Origin of the sequence: Facklamia miroungae (genome assembly GCF_012396555.1) — a bacterium.
Taxonomy (GTDB): domain Bacteria; phylum Bacillota; class Bacilli; order Lactobacillales; family Aerococcaceae; genus Facklamia; species Facklamia miroungae.
The window spans coordinates 112447-133312 of sequence record NZ_JAAXPS010000002.1 but is presented as its reverse complement, the minus strand read 5'-3'; the positions used below and the strand labels follow the sequence as shown (position 1 = coordinate 133312).

The following is a 20866-nucleotide window of genomic DNA, read 5'->3' as shown; positions in this document are numbered from 1 at the left end:
TCGGTGCATAGAATAGCCTCTGTGCAAGACCTTGCGACCTTGTTTTAACTATTCTTAAAGACTGCACTGCCTTGAGTCATCCGCCGAAATTTCGATAAACTCATCCTCGTCACCTAATTTACTAGGTCTGGCGCTATCCATTTTAATCCTCCTATTTTTTTCTGAAAGCTCATTTAATTTACACTATGTGTTGTCAAATGTCAAAAGCTACACTTGAATAATAAGAAACAAAGCAAGGATAGCTACCCACCCTTGCGTTAATTTTTAAAAGACCTTGACTATTTAATTATTTCTTTAAGCGTTTAATAACAGTTGTTGAATAAGGGAGTAAATTAATCGATTTAACTTGATTTAGATATTCTTTTTCCTCATTATCAACGATGCCATTATATACTAGCATTGTATAGTTGCCCAAAGGAACATTGAAATGCGCATATTCTTCTCCCCCATTAAACATCAGGATGAGATCATATTTTTCACCAGCATAGCGAACAGCCATGATTTGATCTGAAGCTTGAATAACCTCTGTCGAACAATGCAATGCTTGGTAACTTGTTTGACGTAAAAGTGGTTCTTCTTTCCTTAACTGAATTAAACCTTTTACATACTCGACAGTCTTGCGATGCTGAGTCATTAAGGACCAATCTATTTGATTGATCGAATCTGGGCGGTTGTATGAATCCCTAACTCCTTGCTTACTTCTTAGGAATTCTTGTCCTGCATGAATGAAGGGAATACCTTGAGCTAAGATCACTAAAGCTAATCCTAACTCTTGTTTCTTTATAATGATTTCGGGTAAATGATATGGATCGGCCATCATAAGGCGATCATAAAGTGTATAGTTATCATGTGCTTCACAATACTGAATGACCTGCTTTGGATTGTTAAATTTTTCTGAATCATAGCGAGCTAGAAAATTATTAACTAGAGGTTCTTCCATATACCAAGCTCCATTAATAAACCCCCGTGCTTCAGGATTAAAATCATTCCCTTTTATAGCCTCTCGGATTCCATCATTAAATTGAGCTATTCTAGGCATTTTAAAAGCATTATTTAAATTGGCTTTTTCATCAGCTGGAATCGGACTACTCATATCCCATCCCTCACCTAGGATAAAGATACTCGGATCAATTTGATCAAGGGCCTGTCGAATCTTTTGCATGGTTGATTGATCATGCAATCCCATCAAGTCAAAACGAAAACCATCGATATGAAATTCATTTGCCCAGTATACAACCGAATCAATCATATATTGTTGCATCATAATGCGTTCAGATGCGGTATCATTTCCAACCCCACTGCCATTAGTTAACTGTCCCGATTGATCATAACGAAAATAATAATGGGGTACGGTTAACTGAAATGGGTGATTCTCTACTTGATAAACGTGATTGTAAACGACATCCATAATCACTCGGATACCCCTTTGGTGAAGCGCATGAATCATTTGCTTAAGTTCTTTAATTCGTGTTACCGGATCATAAGGATCAGTTGCATAAGAACCCTCAGGAATATTATAGTTATAAGGATCATATCCCCAGTTATATTCATTTGGTTGCTCAAAGGTCTCATCTATTGAATCAAAATCAAAAAAAGGTAAAAACTCAAGATGAGTAACTCCTAATTCACTAAGGTAATCCAATCCTGTGGCATATCCTTCTTGATTTTGAGTATTTGCTTGACTTAAGCCTAAATATCCACCTTTATAACTAACGCCTGAATCAGGATGGATCGTTAAATCACGAATATTAACCTCATAAATAATCATTGCCTCATCATCAGGAAAAGCTGGCATCCTCTTAGACCATTGTTCTGGATTTGTTCTTGCTAGATCGACAACAACAGACCTTCTGCCATTAACAGTACAAGCTTTAGCATAAGGATCAATGGTTTCTGTAGTACTGCCATCATTGAAAAAAATACGATAACGATAAGTCGTACCGTGCTGATCTCCTAGTAATTCTAACTGAAAAAGGGCTTCCCCTTCTTGATTTTCCATGGGTAGCGTTTCTTTAACTCGGCCATAATAACCGTCGAAAACGATTAAGTGAATGGTTCGAGCGGTGGGTGCCCAAATTTTAAACAGTGTTTTTTCAGGAACATAAATAGCTCCTAATGAACCTAAATATGCCATTTGATCTAGTTCTTTAAGCCTCTCTTCTGTATACATACCCTTCACTCTCTCATCTTTATTTTTAAAAAAAAGCAATAGAATAGCGATCTTCTATCGCCTCTATTGCATTTTACACAAAATTTCTCTCTCAGTGAATTCTACCATTAACTATTTATAACGTTTGCGATGTGATAATTGACAATAGCGTTCATACCAAATATCGATAAAGGCAGGATTGAAAGGACCCTTCTTTTCTTCAATCCATCGAACCAATTCTTGAATATTATATTTCAAAATCCGATCAATTTCGACTGGGTAATTATAACGTCTGCTATGCACCTCATACTCATCTAAATCCAATAATCGTTTCTCACCATCCGGAAACATTTTTATATCGAGATCATAATCAATATATTTTAATGCTTCTTTATCCATCACATATGGCGAGGCTAAATTACAATAATAAGTGACACCTCTTTTACGAATCATCGCTACAATATTAAACCAAAAATGTTGATGATAGTATACAATTGCAGCTTCTCGTGTCACCCACCGACGACCATCTGATTCGATCACTAAAGTATGATCATTACATCCTATAATGGACTGCTCACTGGTCTTTAAGACCATTGTGTCACGCCATGTTCGATGCAATGAACCATCGTGTTTATAACTTTTAACAGTAATGAATTCACCTTCTCTGGGCTGCTTCATCACTGAACCTACTTTCTATTGTGTAAATAAATTAGCCATTTGGCTATCAACTTTTCCTAAAATATTATATCATACTCCTTTGTCTTTATGGGAGCTAATTTCATTTTAGCTAAAGAAACCCTTCTCTATCAATGCAGACGACTATTTTCGCAAATTTCTTAAAATGGTATAATGATAGAAAACAAATAAGAAAGGAAGCTAATAATGACTATTTCCTCTTCCCTTAGCCACCCTTTAGAAATTGGCATTTACACTTTGGGTGATCATGTCCCCCATCCACTAACTGGAGAACGTATTTCTCAAGAACAAAGAGTGAATGAGATTATTCGGTACGGAATTGAAGCAGAAGCAGCCGGTTTAGATCTTTTTAGTGTCGGCGAAAGTCATCAGCCCTATTTCACGAGTCAAGCCCACACGGTAATTTTAGCAGCAATTGCCCAAGCAACATCAAAGATCAAACTTTCTTCAGCAGCTACCATTGTCTCTACTTCCGATCCAGTTCGTATTTTTGAAGATTTTGCCACTCTCGACCTGATTTCTAAAGGTCGGATGGAAATTATTGCTGGCCGTGCTTCACGAGTTGGACTCTTTGATTTATTAGGCTATAATATGCGTGATTATGAGGCATTATACGAAGAAAAGTTTGACCTCTTACGCCAAATCAATGAAGAACTGATTATTAATTGGGAAGGAGAGTTTAGAGCCCCATTGAAAAATGCCTCTATTTTACCTAGACCTTACCAAAATCGTAAGCTTCCTATTTGGCGTGCCGTTGGCGGTCATCGTACTTCTGCTATCCAGGCAGGACGTCAAGGAGCGCCAATCTTCTTAGCCCACTTAACTGGACCCGTTGACGTTCATTTAGCAAACATTCAAGCTTACCGTGAGGCTTTAGAAGAAAGTGGCTATCAAAGTCAAGATTTCCCTGTAGCGACTGCCGGTATGTTATATGTAGCAGAGACTTCTCAAAAGGCAAGACAAGAAGCTTATACATTCATTTCAAAAGGATTTACTTTCTCAAATGGCCAAGCATTTCCTAAACGTGCCTTTGCTCAATCTGAAAATCTCAATGATATTCTCAATATTGGTAGTCCACAAGAAATTATTGAAAAGATCCTTTACCAATATGAGACCTTTGGCATTAGTCGTTATGTCGCTCAAATCGACTTTGGAGGTATTCCTTTCGCCAATTTGATGAAGAACTTAGAGTTCTTAGAAGCTGATATTTTACCTGCCATTCGCCGTTACACAGGCCAAAAAAATGCGGATCAAATCGAACCAACTGACCACATGCAATTTAGAGAAAATGTGCAAAAACTTACGAAGGAAGTGGAATAATGAAATTAGTTTTACTTTCTGGTTCAAAAATGGGAAATAAAACTCGAATTGCGATGAATTTAACCTATGAAATTGTTAGTACGAATTATCCCGATTTTGATGTGGAACTAATCGATCTAGCTGAAAAGACAATTGATTTTGCAGATGGTCATCACTATGTTGAACTTACCGGTGACAGTGCCTATGTAACCAGAGCTATCATGGAAGCTGACGCTATAATTATTGGAAGTCCTATCTTCCAAGCATCCATTCCAGCGACTCTTAAAAATATCTTCGACCTATTGCCACAAAATGCTTTACGTGATAAGACGGTTGGGATGGTCATCACAGCAGGCAGTCCAAAACATTATTTAATTGCCGAATATCAATTAAAACCTATTCTTTCCTATATGAAAGCAATGGTTATACCTTCTTATGTTTTTATTGAGGAAGCAGACTATCACCAAGGTGAAATTATTAATAAGAACATTCACTATCGTATAGACGGTTTAATCAAAGATACTTTACTATTCAGCCAAGCGATGGAACTAAAACGTCAAAAAGAAGATGATACCTACGATTTTTAGTCATTTATAAAAATTTAGTGAATAACTAGAGACTCCGCTCAAGTTTAATTTCTTGATCGGAGTCTTTAGATTTTTGTGATAAATTCCTTCTCTTCGTTAATGATATAAGTCGCTATCTAATTACTTTATTCGCTAAGTCGAATAATTTAACTTGTAAAGAAGATAACGCCAGCTGCTCTATTTCATCTTTGGCCACCCATTGAAAACTTGTATCCGTTACATGAAGTTGTTCTAGCAATTGGTATCCGCTGTCTTTGAGATTGACGGGAACAATCATAACCTGCCAAATCCGATGACTAAAGACATGTTTCACAGTAGCTTTTAAATTATCAATTTGAGGAATAAAGTATTGCCTAAATTGATCCGTTAGAGATTCTGCAACAAGTTGGTCATGCTTTAAATAAGTATAAACAAAAGCATCTCGTGCTTCACTTGCCTCTTTTAAAGATAAAAGGTCAAAAGCTACTAATGGATAATGCCACAATCCGACCAACAACTCACCGGTTTGATGCTGCCGCATCAAAATTTCTCCCTTTTCATTTTGGATAACAAAAGCCAGCCATCCCTGCTCAATTTGCTTGGTTTTTTTGCGTTTTACGGGATAAAGATGACTGGTATGATTTTGGTAAGACTGATCGAAATCTTTTAAAATATGATTTTCTGGTCGATAATTATTTGGTGTCATGATGGTAGCACCAATATCCATCAAGGCTTGATTAAAATCACCAGGGCGTTCTGGATCGATTAAACGGTCGAGAATTTCTTTAAAAACGATACGGTTTTTTGCTTGACTAATATCTTCTTCCACTTCAAACAACCTAGCTGTGATGCGCATTAAATTACCATCAATTGCTGGTTCTACTAATCCAAAAGCTATCGAACCAATAGCTGCTGCCGTGTATGGACCAATCCCCTTAAGACTTAATAAATCTTTCATGTTTGACGGCATAATCCCATCATAGTCAGTCATAATTTGTTTAGCAGCACTCTGCATATTCCGCACTCTTGAATAATACCCTAACCCTTGCCATAATTGATGAAGTTTTTCTTCTGGACAAACTGATAAATCCTCAATCGTAGGCAGTTCAGTGATAAAACGCTCATAATAAGGAAGAACCGTATTCACCTGTGTTTGTTGTAACATGATTTCACTGACCCAAATATGATAGGGGTTTTTACTTTTTCGCCAAGGTAAGTCACGACCTTCTTGATCATACCAATTTAATACCGTTTTACGGAATTTATGTATCTTTTGGAAAGACCAATTTAGATAATTATTACTTTCTTCACTCATTAAACCACCTCACTTCTAACTTACTCCTCTAGCATTGATTCATTATCAGCTAACCAATTTTGAATGGCATCATAATCAAAACCCTTTTGTTTTAAGTCTAAAAAAAGCTTTTGTCTTAATTCATAGCCCTTTAATTTTTTTGACCGTTTTCTAAAATACTTCTGGCCCTCCAAGTCGAGTAAGTCCGCTTGTAGGTCTTGATCGACTTCGATCTCATAATCATCTAAAAAGCTTTGAATCAAGGTTCGATCATAGCCTTTCTGATTTAGATGTTGATAGAGTTTTGTCTTTTGCATAGCAAGTGCTAGTCTTTTTTTACTTTTAATAAACTTATCTGCTAGGATTTGTAGATTTTCCCTTTGTAGACTTTCTGGATATTCATTGAGAGCATCCTCGATTAAGTGTTCATTTAATCCTTTAGCTTTTAACTCATAGGCAATATTTCTAGGGCCTTTACGATTGATCGATGCCTGTGTTCGAACATATGCTTGGCCGTATGTTAAATCGTTGATTAAGTTTTGCTTTTTTAATTTAGCAATTATTTGCTCTACTAAGATTTCTGAAACTTCAAAAGAAGCATAATTAAATGGCTTTTGTTGAACTGAAGTAGAATTGGTCCGGATTTGATTAGACCTTAAATCAGATTCTACTGTCAGATCTTCCCGTTCTTCTTTTTTATCCTTTTGAGACTCATTGATTAATTTAGCAAGGTACTCACGAATTTCTTGCTCAGATTTCAGACCATAAGAGAGGTAATTAAGTGTTTTTTGATAAAAACTATAATGAAATTCGGCTTCTAAAAATTTTTTTATGTCTTTTTCATTGACATCCATTCCTTTTCTGATCGCAAATTGAATTAAAATAGGTTCAGCAATACCAAAAGCAAATTGGTCATCTATATAAATTGAATAGCGTTGTTTATTCTTTTTTTGAACTTGAATTTTTGAAATTTTCAAATCATCACCTCTAATTGATATTGTAACATGATCCGTCCAAGTTATCTGATTAGACCTTTTATTCATTTAGTAAGATTATGCTATAATAAACAAAATGAAAAGGGGTGCAGCTATGGACAAACAAGAAAAACTTATTCTTCAACTGGCCACGCTAGCAGGAACCCTCTTGATCCAATCAGAAGCTGAAGGATATCGGGTTGAACGGACTGTTACACAGATCCTCTCCCTCAGTAAATTTGATCAACCTGCCGTTTTTTCTTCTGCTTCTGGCCTCTTCTTAACATTACAAGATAGTCAATTTATAGAAGAGAGCCCGACAGGAAGCACCATTATTGTCCGAGTCAAAAACCGCAAAAACCACATGCGCATCATCCATCAAGTTAATCAGATTGTTTATCAACTTTTAGATAATAAGATTAGTCCGCAGCTTGCATACAGTCAATTAAATAACATCCAAAATCAAGAATATTCAACTCATAGTCAATTTGTTTGGACTATTCTTTTGATTATGTCGTATGTCATCTTATTAAAAGGTGGTTTAGGGGATCTTGTAATTGCTCTTATTCCTACTATTATGATCTTATTTTTTAAATTATCGGAGGATGATTTTGGCCTCAATCGCTTTGCTGTCAACGTATTAATGACAAGTTCACTAGCCTTTGTCTTACCGATCATTCATCTCTATGTGACAAACAACTTTAATTTAAATATTGTTATAGGAGCTACTTTAATGCCGCTATATCCGGGCACAGCTTTTACCAACGGAATTCGCGACTTACTTCACGGTGATTATTCCACAGGCCTTACACGGCTAGTAGATGCTATCAAAGAAGGTTTAAGTTTAGCTTTAGGTGTTGGGATTGGTTTAGCAATTTCTTATGGGGTGATTAACTTATGGAATTAAAGCAATTAATAATACAACTCGTTGCCAGCTATCTTGCAACTGTCGCTGCTGCAATTAATGTGAATGCCCCCCGCAATTTCATTTATTGGGCAGGCATACCGGGATTAGTTTCTTATGCAGTTTATTTATTTGTCCTAAACCTTACAAACTCCTTTATTGCGACCTTTATTGGCAGCCTTATCGTCAGCATTATGGGACAGTGGATGGCGCGTAAATTTAAAACGGTCGTTAATGTCTTCTACATTCCTGCTTTCTTTCTTTATGTTCCAGGTGTTGCCATATATGAAACAGCCGAATATTTTATGGAGAATAACCTGATCGCAGCAAGCCAATCCTTCTACCAGGCTTTAGTCACTGCACTAGCGATTGGACTAGCTGTCTTTGTTGTCGATTCAGCTATGGACACCTATAAATATCATCTCAATAAAAGATCGCAGATAAAATAGGAAAGGAGCTAATAGTCATTGAATAACCAAGTAAATATAAGTCAACCCGTTTCACAAGCTGTTGAAGGTCGTCCGGATTTGTTAAATTTGCTTGTTGAAATAGGTTTTACACCTTTAGCAAACCCAAAAATGTTAGCGACAGTTGGACGGTTAACTTCAATCAAAAAAGGCGCTAAATTAATCAATGTCCCAATCGATTCAATCATACAAAAATTACAATGGAATGGCTATGAAGTAATTGATACAGAAGAGGAGTGAAAAAATGCCCCAATCAAAAGATAAAATTAATATTTTAAGAGATATTTTGATTAAATTACACCACGGTGCTGATCCAACGAGTGTTCAAGAAGAATTTAATCAACATTTTACAGGAGTATCTGCAATAGAAATTTCTCTCATGGAACAAGAACTTATTTCTGAAGGATCAGGAATATCTTTTGAAGATGTTATGTCACTTTGCAATGTACATGCTAACCTATTCAAAGGTTCCATTGATCAAAATGAAAGAGCTGATTTCGAATTACCAGGCCACCCAGTCAAAATCTTCAAAGAAGAAAACATAGCCCTTCAAGCAGCTATATTGCGAATTAAGCGTCTATTTGAGGCCTTGAAAGAAACTGATTCTTCCCATTGGGATCTAGGACTAATTCAAGGGTTACAAAGGCAAATGCTTTTGCTTGGTCAATTTAAAAAACATTATATACGTAAAGAAGAAATTTTATTTCCAATTATGGAGAAATATGGCCATGATGCTCCGCCAAAAGTGATGTGGGGAGTGGATGATCAAATTCGAAAACTTTATGATACTACGTTTGAATTAGTCAAAAAATTGCCGAATGCTAATATTGAAAAAACCATTCAATCATTTAGACAATTTGAATTAGAGTTCCGTGAAATGATCTTCAAGGAAGAAGCGATCCTTATTCAGATTCTTTTAGAAATATTTAATGAAGATGATTGGATCGCAGTCGAACAAGCAAGTGATCAGTATGGTTATGCTATCATCAAGCCAAACGAAAGATGGCATCCTCAAAGAAAGAACTTTGAAGAAAATGTAAAGGTAATAAATACAGTTGAAAATGATAAAATCCCTACTGTTTTAGACGTTAATAATCCAACCCATCAAGAAATGCAAATCAAATTCAATTCAGGTTATTTATCACTTAAAGAAATCGATCGTATTTTAGATCATTTAGATTTAGAAATCACTTTTGTTTCAAAAGATGACATCTTTACTTACTTTAACAATCAAGTACATGATCATAAAAAAATACTTCCACGAAATACTAATGCTATTGGTAGAAATGTTGAAAAATGTCATCCGCCACGTGTAGTTGAAAAAGTAAAGACAATTTTCGAAAATCTAAGAACCAAGAAAACATCAAGAGAAACCATGTGGTTTTCTCGCGGAAATTTTTTCGCTTTGATCATTTATCAAGGGGTTTATGATTATAATGGTGAATTTATGGGGGTATTGGAAACCGTTCAAGATATTCAGCCACACTTTGAATTACAAGGCCAAGCCGATCAGCGGAACCTCTCAACAGAAAGAATTAATAAAAACTAAGGGAATATGCGTCACATTAAACTCGATCCTCTCTTCATTTAAAATATACATCTTAAGCACGAAGTAATTCACTCTCAAAATGTTAAGCTAAAAAAATAAAGGGGTGATTTTTTGAACAATTGGCGACACTGGTTAAAAGTTATTGCTTCGGCTTTTTTAATTTTAACCATTATCTTTATTTTTAATCAATTTATGCAATTATACCGCAATTTAGCCTATATCCATCCATTATTAGCTATTTGCGTAGTTGTTGTTTTAGGTTTAATTTTAGGATACTTTATTTTTGTTACTATTCGTGAGCTTATGAAATTACCAAAAGAAATTGAACTGGCTGACGGAGCGGGACCTGAAGAATACGAACAGTATGTCAAAGACAGTTTAACCAAACTAAGGAAGAATCCTACTTTGAAAGGTTTAAATTTCGAATGGGATGATTATCAAGCTTTAACAGAAGAAGAACAAATAAAAATAGCTCATCAAAAACTCAAAGACCATGGCTTAATTAATGTAAAAAAACAAGCCCAAATGGTATTTCTTACCACCGCCATTTCGCAAAATGGATCATTGGATGCAATCACGGTGCTAGTTGCTCTAATGAAAATGGTCTGGCAATTAATTAAAGTTTATGACACGCGTCCTAGTTTTGGGAAAATAATTTCAATTTATACTAATGTAGCGATGACCATCTTAATGACTCGAGGAATTGAAGACTTAGACTTAATTGAAGCTCAAATGGAACCTTTAATTTCCTCTATTCTAGGTGGAAGTCTTCTATCAATGATTCCAGGTTCGGTTTCGATTACCAATTTATTAGCTAACTCGATTTTAGAAGGTTCGATCAATGCTCTTTTAACCCTACGTGTTGGAATTATAACTATGGATTATCTAGGTAGTTTAAAAGATGCTGATAATCAAGTCATTAAACGCTCTGCAACGATTGAAGGTACAAAACTATTAGCTCAAATTATTAAAGATGGTAGTATTAACGTCGTTCAAGCAATGGTCAAATCAGTCAAAAAATCAGGATTAGAAAATAGTAAAAAATGGAATCCGTTTACAAAGTTTTAATAGCAATGCTAGCGAAAATCGCTAGCATATTTTTCTGAAAAAGGTTAAATTACTGGGAATTCTGTGCTATAATGCTCAAAGTAAATAAGTAACTAGATAGGGGTTGATTTTATGTCATTCACAAGTTTAAAAGGTTTAATCGATGAAGCTAACGAAAAACATCTTACAATTTCGCAAGTAATGATCCAAAATGAAATGGAGTTAAGAGGAATTACGGAAGAAGAAATGTTAGCTGCCATGGAAGAGCAATTTGATGTCATGGTCAATTCTGTGCGCAAAGGTACTCTCGAATCCGTTATGAGTCATACAGGTGTGACTGGAGGAGATGGTCACCGTGTTTTCCAATATAGTCAAAAAGGAAATTCTTTAGTTGACCCATTCACTTTAAGAGTAGTTGCCAATGCGATGGCGGTAAATGAGGTCAACGCTTCAATGGGACGAATTGTAGCAACCCCTACGGCTGGATCAGCAGGCATTTTACCAGCTTGTTTAGTCCATATGCTAGATACTGGTAATTTTGAAAAAGAACAACTGGTTCGTGCTATGTTCACTGCTTCTGCCCTTGGTCTGGTTATTGCTAATAGGGCTTCAATCTCAGGCGCTCAGGGTGGATGCCAAGCTGAAGTTGGATCAGCAACTTCCATGGCTGCAGGGGCTCTAGTTGAATTAAAAGGCGGAACACCAGAGCAAGTAGGAAACGCTGTCGGGCTCGCATTAAAAAATTCTTTAGGCTTAGTTTGTGATCCAGTTGCTGGTCTAGTCGAGATTCCTTGCATCATTCGCAATGGTTTGCACGCACTTACTGCCATGGCTGCTGCTGATATGGCTTTGGCTGATGTCGTTTCTATCATTCCTTCGGATGAAGTGATTGATGCTATGGATGCTATTGGTAATGAATTACCACAATCGCTTAGAGAAACAGGAATCGGTGGTGTAGCAGGAACACCCACTGCTCGTCGCATTAAAGAACAAGTCTTTGGCAATTCAGATGAATTAGTAGCCGATGTCGAAGTTGAACTTTCCGGTACAGGGGAGAAGATCTTAGAAGATGGAGTCAGTGCCTCTTACCAATCTGGCTTCGAAATCATTGGCCCAGTCATGGTCGGACCATCCTCTTCACACACAGCCGGTGCAGTTCGCTTAGGTAATGTAGCTCGCCAACTATTAGGTGAAGAACCAGAAGAAGTTGTATTTACCCTTATGGACTCTTTTGCAAAAACCTATCAAGGACATGGAACAGACCTAGCTCTAATTGCTGGAGTATTAGGCTACACGACACGTGATTCAGAAATTGCTGATATTCGTGATATTGCAGAAGAACGTGGTTTGAAAATTAATTTTCTTGAACGTAATCTCGGAAATTATCATCCAAATACAGCCCGCATTCACATCTTTGGTCCAAATAATCACATCACTATCATTGGTTCATCCATTGGTGGAGGCAAAATTGAAATTAATAAATACGATGAATATGATGTGCGATTCTCAGGTGAACGCCCTACATTAATTATTCGCCACAAAGATAAGATTGGTACAATCGGACGTCTTTCAACCTTCCTACAAGATCATGATATTAATATCTCTTACATGACTCACCAAAGAGCTAAAATTAATGGTCCAGCTATCACTATTTTTGAGATGGATCAAGAACTTAGCCAGGAAGATACAGAAGAGCTTCTTTTACGCTTTAGTTTTATCGATGATTTAAAAGCTATTTATGTCAAATAATTTTTCGTCAAAAAGAACCATCCTCAATCACAGAGAATGGTTCTTTTTTTATAGTTCATTCATCATCATTTCTCAATAAATGACCATCTTCATCTTTGACTAAATAGTGCACCGTCGCAAAGACAATGAAAATAGCAACTGCTCCCCATACTAAATCTTCCATCGACTTAGCATAAATTAACATTTTACGTGCAATCACAAACAAGATCAATTCTAAAACTGCCTTGGGAGAATGAAATAAGAGCATAAATATCAACTCAATACCTACCAAAAGTAATAAGGCATAGCCTAAAAAATTCTGAAAAACAGAATAGGTCTCTATAACATCAGCTTGTAAAACTAAGTACCCATACTTAAATAAATCAATCATTCCAACAGCTACAACGATAGCTATCGCTATCACTATCACCATTTCTAACAAACGAGAATAATTTTCAAGTAAATGCTTTACTTTTTCAATATTAATTTTCATAGATGTTTCCCCCAAGGTCTATTTTATTTATTAACTTGCTGATTCTTTTACCAATCAATAATGCGCTCAATCGCTTTGCTATACGAATGAATGAGGTCTTCTTCTCGTCGGATTAATTGCCCAAGTGTCAAAGTCAATTGCTGAGAGTCTTCCAGACTATCTAATTGATCCTTTTGGTATTCTATATCTTGCCATACTAATTCATGGTCTAGAGCTTTTCCAATCTCATCAAGTTTCTCATGAATCTGATGTTTAAGACGGATCTTTCTTTGTTCTTCATATAATTTAATCTTAGGAAGAAGTCGATAGATTTCTTGACCCGAAACGCTCCTTTGCATATGAGCATTACTTACGATGCAATATTCCTTATTAAAGGGACTAATCCCTGCATGTATTCCGTGAATTTGATAGACACCATCGTATAAATGGTAGACACCACTTTCGAACTCTGGTAAAAAGACTCGCTTCAAACGATAGACAGAATCTTCTCCCGTAATTTCAGCTATCCACATTTTTCCATCATTATTTGGAGTTAAGGTAAGTTTTTGAGCCTTAAATTCTTCGTTCAATTTGATTTCCTTTCGGTTGAAACAAGTCTTTCATAAATCCAGGTATAGACTGAATAATCCTAGAAGGCAAAACAATATAGTTATTTTGATAGATGCGATTGGCAATAGCGGTATGCATATAGCAAGCAATTAAGACAGCTCCTAAATGCGAAGAACACTGCCCCATTAATCCAGTGATCATACCCGCCAAACAATCCCCCATACCACCAATTGCCATACCAGGATTACCTGAAATATTTGAATAAGATAAACCTGAAGGTTGATAAATTTTAGTTTGATGTGATTTAGAGACTAAAATGGCTTGATAGTGGTCTGAAAATACTTGTGGATCTTCGATGCCAGTAACTTCTTTCAGTTTTGACCACTCTCCTAGATGAGGTGTGAAAATTAACTGCCCTGCGCATGCAAAAGGACCTTCTTGTGCCCATAGAGTAATCGCGTCTCCATCAAGGATTAAAACCTGATCCGAATGTATTTTTGAAATAATTGTCTTTAATAGTTGAATGCTCTCTTTACTTCTACCCATTCCGGGGCCAATAAGCACTTGATCCGCTTTATTCAACCATATCGTGCTTAAGTCGTTATTCAACCAGTCTCCCACCATAATCTCAGGTAAATAAGCATGACAAGAGCCTATATTATTTTCAGATGTCAACAAACTAGTTAAGCCCGATCCTACATGAACACAAGCGCTGGCGGCTAACAAAGCTGCCCCACCCATCTCTTCATTACCGCCAATAATCAAACTATGTCCATAATTACCCTTATAGCTATCCGTTGGACGCGGATCTATAAGTGATCTTATCTTAGTCAAGCTTAGTTCGATCATGATGTCCCTCATTTCTCTCATTATAGTATAATATTAAGCTGAAAAAAGGTATCTAGCAAGTCTTAATTATACGCTTACAAAATAAAAACGCTGAGGATCTTTTAGTCCCCACCGTTTTTTAGATTTTAATTCCTTTTATAATCAAAAGTCTACTCTAAAACAAGTATCGAAACACCTACAGATTGTGGACCAGCATGGACACCTAAAACTGGCGTTAATTCCGTCACAATGGATGTCTCGGCTTTAGAAATTTCATCTGCGAGATCTTTTTGTAATTGAGCGATTTCTTCATTATTATTTCCAGCAAAAAGGGCTATCTTATAGCGTTTTGCTCCCTTAAGTTTTTCCCTTGCTGCTTCTAATAAAGTTAAATAAGATTTTTTCTTACCTCTAGCCTTATTAATGACACCTATTTCTCCATTTAAAATAGTTAATAATGGATTGATATTAAAAAATGATCCAATTATGCCGGCATATTTATTAAATCTTCCGCCCTTAACGACATATTTTAGCGTTCTAAAGAGAGCGAAGATCCCCGTTTGAGAGTTTGCTTTTTCCAATTCAGGTAAAATTTCCTGAACAGTCTTTCCTTCTTTTTTAAGCTCTGACGCATAAATTGCAAGTAAACCTGTTGCTGAAGCGATATAGTCTGATTCAACAATAAAAATTTCTAATTGTTCATATTGCTCACGAACTACTTCATAAAGTTGACGCATCCCTGTTAGTTTTAAAGAGCCAGTAATAACGAGTGCTTGAGTATAACCTTGTTCAACTAATTGGTCTAAAAGATTAACAACATCCTGGATAGGAGGGATTCCTGTCGACAAGACGTCATAGTCATGCATTCTTTCATAAAATTGTCTAGAGTCAATATCAATCTGATCGCGGTAGTGATTGTCTCCCATTTGCACTTGATAATAGATCAATTCAATCCCATAATGCTCAGCAAGATCTTTCTTTAAATCCTGTGCGGTATCTGCAATAATAGCTAGTTTATTCATTATATTCTCCTATCTGGTCATAGCCACCTGATTCAATAATCAATTGGGCTAGTAATTTAGTGGCATATGCATGTGATATGGCATTTACCCCTTCCGTCTTGCTACTTAATTCTATCCCCTCCACTGAAAAGGATCGCTTCTGACCAACTGTTTTAAATATTCTTTGAACAGCAACATTCATGGATTGAGCAAATAAATTATACCCTTGTTCAATGGATACACTTCTCATTTGGATTTCAATTCCTTGCCGGACTTTTTCTATAGGTAAAATTCTTTTATAGACCGCAATGATCAATAAAAAAGCTAATTGTTCACGGCCATATTTTCTACCATGAATTTTAGGAATCACACCCCATTTAGAATAGTTTTGAATCATAGTGGAAGTCATTGCGACTTCACTATTCATAATTGGATCTAAACATTCTTGGATATAATCAACTACTTCTTGATTAAACATCAACCCTTTAGGTAATTCATCCCAAGCTGGACAGTGAAAAGCAAGTATCTTCTCAATCGTTATTGTCACATAGCACCCCTTTATCTAGTTATCACTACTACATATTACCATTCAATCTGAGTCTGTCAAGCAATACTATTCTTTTCACCTATCAGAAAGGAGCATTTTAAATAAAAAACTCGAGAAAATTCTCGAGTAAGTTTTATTCTGCTAATTGACCATTGTGATAAACTTCTGATACATCATCATCATCTTCTAATGCAGCAACAATAGTAGATAAAATCTGAAAATCTTCTTCCGGAAGTGTTACCCAAGTCTTTGGAATCAAAGTTAATTCAGCTGTATGAATTTCTAATTTTTTTGCTTGTAAGCTATCGCGCACTTTTGCTAGTTCACTAGGGTCTGTATAAACTTCAAAAACTTCTTCAGAAGTCTCTAGGTCTTCTCCACCTGCTTCCATTACAAACATCAACATTTCTTCTTCATCCAAGTTATTTTTGGATCTTTCTAATACAAGATAACCTTTTCGATCAAACATATAATTAACAGTTCCTGATTCGCCAAGATTACCACCATTTTTATTATAAGCAATCCTGACATTTGTCATGGTTCGATTCCGATTATCCGTCAAAGTTTCCGTTAAAATTGCAACGCCTTGAGGACCAAATCCTTCATAGACAACTTCAGCATAATTTTCGCCCTCAGCTGAGCTAGTTGCTTTATTTATAGCTCGCTCAACATTATCATTGGGCATATTATTGGCTTTTGCCTTATCCATTGCTAAACGTAAGGCTGGATTCGTATCTGGATCGCCTCCCCCTTGCTTAGCTGCCATATAAATTTCACGCGATAACTTTTGAAAGAGCTTTCCTCTTTTAGCATCTTGGGCACCCTTACGGTTTTTAATATTATTCCACTTAGAATGTCCTGCCAATGCTATCGACTCCTTTCCCTATTATAGATCGATTTCTAATAAGATCGGTGTATGATCTTGACGATCCCCCGAATCGATCATCTCAGATTTTTTTACTTTTTCAACGATACGTTCACTCACTAAGAAATAATCAATTCTCCAGCCTGAATTATTAATTTTACTTGTTTTAACTCTTTGTGCCCACCAAGTATAAACACCCTCTACTGGTCCATGCAAATAACGGAAAGTATCCACAAAACCTCTATTCAAAAGATTAGTGAAACCTTGACGTTCTTCATCAGTAAACCCAGCAGAAAAGTGATTATTGGCAGGATGAGCTAAGTCGATTTCTTCATGGGCTACATTGAAATCACCTGTTGCAATTACCGGCTTAATTTGATCAAGGCTTGCTAAATAATCTGCATATTTTTGATCCCATACTTGACGATCATCTAACCGTCTTAACTCGTTACCCGCGTTAGGAGTATAAACATTGGTTAAAAAGAAATCGTCAAATTCGAGTGTCATGATCCTGCCTTCTGCATCCATTGGATGCGGGCATGAAAGCTCCGGATGGCTGACAATAGGCTCTAGCTCTTTTTTATACAAAAACATTGTTCCCGCATAGCCTTTTCGGGCTGGTTCTTGCGAAGAGCGCCAAGCAATATTATAAGCTGGGAAAAGTTCCTCAATGACTTCAATATGCTTTTTGGTCGGCCCCTTAGCAGAAAGCTTAGTCTCTTGAATTGCCAAAACATCCGCTTGCATAGCATTCAGTTTAATCAAAACTTCTCGTGACATAATGGCTCGATTAGAATCACTGGTCAGAGCAGCATTTAATGAATCAATGTTCCAAGATATTAGTTTCATTCCATTCTCCTTTTAACTTATTAGCATCTTTATTCTACCATATTTATCCTAGCTTCTCGAATGGACTAAAAATCGTCTAAAAGCCTTAATTCCTTGCGTTTTCGATAAAAAGCCGGCACCAGTATTATAATGGACCCTAACCAGGCCATAGGATTTGAAAGGACCGTTCCTGAAAATCCAATAATAGGTGTTAAAACAAAAGCTGCTATGACCCGCATAATTAATTCCGCTATCCCCGCCATCGTTGGAATAAAGCTATCATTTAATCCTTGCAGGGTAGAACGCAAGATGAATAAAAGCGCAAGTAACCAATAAAATGGTGCTGTCAGTAAGAAAAAATGGTGTCCGTAAAGATGAAGTGTTTGTCCTGAAGCAGGATCGCCAAATAAAGAAGTAAAGTATCCCCCCGTAAAAATGAGAAATACAGCAAAAGCAAAAGATACCCCAAACGAAAGTAAGAGAGCTTGTTTCACACCATCATTAATACGACTATATTGTCCAGCCCCATAATTTTGAGCTGAATATGTTGACATAGCAATGCCGAAAGACATTAAAACTTGAATAACCAATTGATCAATCTTTGAAGCTGCTGAGTAACCCCCAACAGCTTCTGGGCCAAGTGTATTCAGGGCTGTAGATACTGAAACAGCACCAATAGCAATAATTGATGTCTGGAATGCCATTGGAAATCCTAATTGACAATGATGAATAATTTCTGATCGTTTGAAGTCAAAATCTTTACGACTAACTTGAAGAAAGTAGATATCTTTTTGAATAACATAATAACAAATCAAGACAGCAATCAGTTGGGATAAGACTGTCGCATAAGCAGCACCAGCTACCCCTAGCTTTAAATAAACAATAAACAAAATATCTAAGATAATATTGGCAACTGTCGTAATCACTAGTGAAACAACCGGAGTTCGACTATCCCCTATCGCTCTTAAGATATTACTGACCATATTAAAGAATACGGTAACAGTCATTCCTGCAAAAATAATGAACATATAGTCATACGCATAAGATATAATAGCATCTGGCGTTCCCATTAATTTTAAAATATCTTTTAAGAATATAGTTGAAAGAATAGTTAGTATGGCAGTGACAAGAATAGCTAAGACAATATTGATAGCCACACTTCGTTTAACCCTAGTATAATCTCTTGCACCAAAGGCTTGAGCTAAGGGTATCGAGGTGCCTCCAGTAAATCCTTGGGCAAAGCCAAGGATTAAGAAGCCTAAAGAACCAGCCAAACCAACACCTGCCAAAGCATTTAAACCAATAGTCCTTCCCACAATGAAAGTATCTACCATATTGTAAACTAATTGAAATAAATTTCCGATAATTAAAGGAACTGAAAAGCGAATTATTTTTTTGATGGGTGAACCACTTGTCATATCATTCACTGGCTTACCTCCTAGATTCTATACCTATTTAGTATATGAGAAATAAGAGATCGCTTCAATGAAATGGAAAAATTTCTTTTTCAAAAAAGACGAACATTTGGATTTACCACCTCTCTAAATGTTTTTATGGTCTTCCGAAAAATCAGCATCTCTGTTACAATCATTTCATCAATTTGAGGAGGAAATTAATGGATACTATTCGCAATTATTTTAAGTTTTCTGAAAATCATACTGATTTTGGCACTGAGGTTCAAGCAGGAATTACAACTTTCCTAGCAATGTCTTATATCATGTTTGTTAATCCGGCTATCTTATCTCAAGCTGGAATGCCTGCTCAAGGGGTATTCCTTGCTACTATTTTCGCAGCAGCTATCTCCACCTTATTTATTGGTTTGTTTGCTAACGTTCCTTATGCTTTAGCACCGGGTATGGGATTAAATGCCTTTTTCACTTATACTGTTGTTTTCGCATTAGGATTTACTTGGCAAGAAGCACTTTCTATGGTCTTTATCTGTGGGATATTAAATGTTCTAATCACCATTACGAAAGTCCGTAAATTATTAATCGTATCAATCCCTTCATTTTTACAACATGCTATTTCGGCTGGTATCGGTATTTTTATTGGTTATATCGGTTTAAAAAATGCTGGCTTACTACAATTCACATCTGGAGCAGGGAATATAATTTCAGTTAACAATGGGGACCCAATGGCCGATACCATTACTGGTGGGGTACATACAGTTGTTACAGATGGTGGTATCGTTCCTGAACTCGTGAATTTTACTCAGCCTGGGGCTTTAATCGCAGTTGTAGGCATTATAGTTACAATTATTTTAATGCTTAGAAAATCCAAAGGAGCGATCTTAATTGGTATCGCGGTTACCACCCTATTAGCTTTTATAACCGGTATCGTTGACTTAGGACAAGTGTCCTTTGCTAATAATTCTCTATCCTCAGCTTTTACAGATTTAGGGAAAATCTTTGGCGTTATCTTTACGAGTGCAGGCATTCCTTCACTATTTGGTGATATTACCCGCCTACCTATTGTTTTAATGACAATCTTTGCTTTCTCACTTTCAGATGTGTTTGATACAATTGGAACTTTTATTGGTACTGGGCTACGTTCAGGCATCTTCTCCAAAGCTGACCAATTAGCTTTAGAGTCGGGTTCAGGCTTCACCTCAAAGATGGATAAAGCTTTGTTCGGTGATTCAGTCGGCACTATCTTTGGAGCTATCTTAGGTACTTCTAATACCACTACCTTTGTGGAATCTTCTGCTGGTATTGGGGCCGGAGGACGTACAGGCTTTACTTCTGTGATTACAGCACTTTGCTTTGTTCTTTCAGCTTTCTTATCACCAATCATCTCATTAATACCAGCGCAAGCAACCGCCCCAGCATTAATTATCGTAGGGATCTTGATGGTTAGCTCTCTATCTGATATTGATTGGTCTAATTTTGAAGATGCTGTTCCTGCTTTCTTTGCTTCTGTTTTCATGGGATTAACCTATTCTATTTCAAACGGTATTGCTGCAGGGTTCATTCTTTATGGCATTATTAAAACCGCAAAAGGACAAGCAAAAGAAGTTCACCCAATCATTTGGGTATCGATTGTCCTCTTCATTATTAACTTTATTGTCCTAGCTATAATCTAA

At 36.4% G+C, this 20866-nt stretch carries 21 protein-coding genes and 1 pseudogene; 10 read left to right on the top strand and 12 right to left on the bottom strand.

The genetic code is table 11. From position 1 onward, the window contains the following. Window positions 1–286: 286 nt before the first annotated feature. The gene (gene pulA / locus HF969_RS02680; RefSeq protein ID WP_090289230.1) at window positions 287–2170 is read right to left on the bottom strand and encodes a type I pullulanase; all 1884 of its coding nucleotides are present in this window, start codon (window positions 2168–2170) and stop codon (window positions 287–289) included. A 111-nt stretch (window positions 2171–2281) separates the two neighbouring features. Further along, window positions 2282–2827 (bottom strand): nucleoside tri-diphosphate phosphatase, encoded by a 546-nt coding sequence (ntdP, locus tag HF969_RS02675; protein WP_090289229.1) that lies wholly within the window; start codon window positions 2825–2827, stop codon window positions 2282–2284. Window positions 2828–3031: 204 nt separating this feature from the next. Here ntdP and HF969_RS02670 point away from each other — a divergent pair, with 204 nt between their 5' ends. Then, the gene (locus tag HF969_RS02670; RefSeq protein WP_090289228.1) at window positions 3032–4165 is read left to right on the top strand and encodes an LLM class flavin-dependent oxidoreductase; all 1134 of its coding nucleotides are present in this window, start codon (window positions 3032–3034) and stop codon (window positions 4163–4165) included. Then, window positions 4165–4731, top strand: a complete 567-nt coding sequence (locus tag HF969_RS02665) for an NADPH-dependent FMN reductase (RefSeq protein ID WP_090289227.1) — start codon at window positions 4165–4167, stop codon at window positions 4729–4731. The genes HF969_RS02670 and HF969_RS02665 overlap by 1 nt, the downstream gene beginning before the upstream one ends. A 112-nt stretch (window positions 4732–4843) precedes the next feature. On the opposite strand, the gene mutY is transcribed toward HF969_RS02665, so the two are convergent. Both mutY and HF969_RS02655 read right to left on the bottom strand, forming a co-directional pair. Continuing rightward, entirely contained in the window at window positions 4844–6025 is a 1182-nt protein-coding gene (gene mutY, locus HF969_RS02660) for an A/G-specific adenine glycosylase (RefSeq protein ID WP_090289226.1), read from the bottom strand. Between the two features lie 20 nt (window positions 6026–6045). Then, entirely contained in the window at window positions 6046–6981 is a 936-nt protein-coding gene (locus tag HF969_RS02655) for a RecX family transcriptional regulator (protein WP_168427144.1), read from the bottom strand. A 112-nt stretch (window positions 6982–7093) separates the two neighbouring features. On the opposite strand from HF969_RS02655, the gene HF969_RS02650 reads away from it, so the two are divergent. The 7 genes and pseudogenes from HF969_RS02650 to sdaAB all read left to right on the top strand — a co-directional run bounded on the left by HF969_RS02650 (window position 7094) and on the right by sdaAB (window position 12694). Beyond that, window positions 7094–7885, top strand: a complete 792-nt coding sequence (locus HF969_RS02650) for a threonine/serine exporter family protein (protein ID WP_090289224.1) — start codon at window positions 7094–7096, stop codon at window positions 7883–7885. Continuing rightward, window positions 7876–8331: a threonine/serine exporter family protein gene (locus tag HF969_RS02645; RefSeq protein ID WP_090289223.1), complete on the top strand. Its 456-nt coding sequence runs from the start codon at window positions 7876–7878 to the stop codon at window positions 8329–8331. The genes HF969_RS02650 and HF969_RS02645 overlap by 10 nt, the downstream gene beginning before the upstream one ends. Window positions 8332–8349: 18 nt before the next feature. Further along, window positions 8350–8589 (top strand): DUF1858 domain-containing protein, encoded by a 240-nt coding sequence (locus HF969_RS02640; protein WP_090289222.1) that lies wholly within the window; start codon window positions 8350–8352, stop codon window positions 8587–8589. Between the two features lie 4 nt (window positions 8590–8593). After that, window positions 8594–9898 carry a DUF438 domain-containing protein gene (locus HF969_RS02635; RefSeq protein WP_090289221.1) on the top strand — a complete coding sequence of 435 codons (1305 nt, stop codon included), beginning with the start codon at window positions 8594–8596 and terminating at the stop codon, window positions 9896–9898. Between the two features lie 111 nt (window positions 9899–10009). Then, on the top strand, window positions 10010–10966 hold the full coding sequence (locus tag HF969_RS02630) for a DUF697 domain-containing protein (RefSeq protein ID WP_245694798.1): 957 nt from the start codon (window positions 10010–10012) through the stop codon (window positions 10964–10966). Window positions 10967–11077: 111 nt separating this feature from the next. Then, window positions 11078–11947: pseudogene (gene sdaAA / locus HF969_RS09815) on the top strand (L-serine ammonia-lyase, iron-sulfur-dependent, subunit alpha); the annotation flags it as partial. Further along, entirely contained in the window at window positions 11927–12694 is a 768-nt protein-coding gene (gene sdaAB / locus HF969_RS09810) for an L-serine ammonia-lyase, iron-sulfur-dependent subunit beta (protein ID WP_281241369.1), read from the top strand. The pseudogene sdaAA and the gene sdaAB, both read left to right, overlap by 21 nt. A gap of 55 nt (window positions 12695–12749) precedes the next feature. Here sdaAB and HF969_RS02620 read toward each other — a convergent pair whose 3' ends face one another. The 8 genes from HF969_RS02620 to HF969_RS02585 all read right to left on the bottom strand — a co-directional run bounded on the left by HF969_RS02620 (window position 12750) and on the right by HF969_RS02585 (window position 19202). Continuing rightward, on the bottom strand, window positions 12750–13166 hold the full coding sequence (locus HF969_RS02620) for a hypothetical protein (protein ID WP_210727869.1): 417 nt from the start codon (window positions 13164–13166) through the stop codon (window positions 12750–12752). A gap of 47 nt (window positions 13167–13213) precedes the next feature. Continuing rightward, a complete protein-coding gene (locus HF969_RS02615; protein ID WP_090289219.1) occupies window positions 13214–13735 on the bottom strand; it encodes a hypothetical protein in 522 nt (173 codons plus the stop codon). After that, window positions 13719–14564, bottom strand: coding sequence for an NAD(P)H-hydrate dehydratase (locus tag HF969_RS02610; protein WP_168427143.1), 846 nt, complete (start codon window positions 14562–14564; stop codon window positions 13719–13721). Before HF969_RS02610 ends, HF969_RS02615 begins: the two co-directional genes overlap by 17 nt. 149 nt (window positions 14565–14713) lie before the next feature. Next, the gene (locus HF969_RS02605; RefSeq protein ID WP_090289217.1) at window positions 14714–15565 is read right to left on the bottom strand and encodes a DegV family protein; all 852 of its coding nucleotides are present in this window, start codon (window positions 15563–15565) and stop codon (window positions 14714–14716) included. Further along, window positions 15558–16091 carry a DUF1836 domain-containing protein gene (locus HF969_RS02600; protein ID WP_245694797.1) on the bottom strand — a complete coding sequence of 178 codons (534 nt, stop codon included), beginning with the start codon at window positions 16089–16091 and terminating at the stop codon, window positions 15558–15560. Before HF969_RS02600 ends, HF969_RS02605 begins: the two co-directional genes overlap by 8 nt. Window positions 16092–16224: 133 nt before the next feature. After that, window positions 16225–16956: a YebC/PmpR family DNA-binding transcriptional regulator gene (locus HF969_RS02595; protein WP_090289216.1), complete on the bottom strand. Its 732-nt coding sequence runs from the start codon at window positions 16954–16956 to the stop codon at window positions 16225–16227. 21 nt (window positions 16957–16977) lie between these two features. Next, window positions 16978–17805 carry an exodeoxyribonuclease III gene (locus tag HF969_RS02590; RefSeq protein ID WP_090289215.1) on the bottom strand — a complete coding sequence of 276 codons (828 nt, stop codon included), beginning with the start codon at window positions 17803–17805 and terminating at the stop codon, window positions 16978–16980. Window positions 17806–17870: 65 nt separating this feature from the next. Beyond that, complete coding sequence (locus tag HF969_RS02585; protein WP_210727880.1) at window positions 17871–19202, bottom strand: MATE family efflux transporter; 1332 nt, start codon at window positions 19200–19202, stop codon at window positions 17871–17873. Window positions 19203–19399: 197 nt separating this feature from the next. Between HF969_RS02585 and HF969_RS02580 the strand changes: the two genes are divergently transcribed. Then, window positions 19400–20866 carry an NCS2 family permease gene (locus tag HF969_RS02580; protein WP_090289213.1) on the top strand — a complete coding sequence of 489 codons (1467 nt, stop codon included), beginning with the start codon at window positions 19400–19402 and terminating at the stop codon, window positions 20864–20866.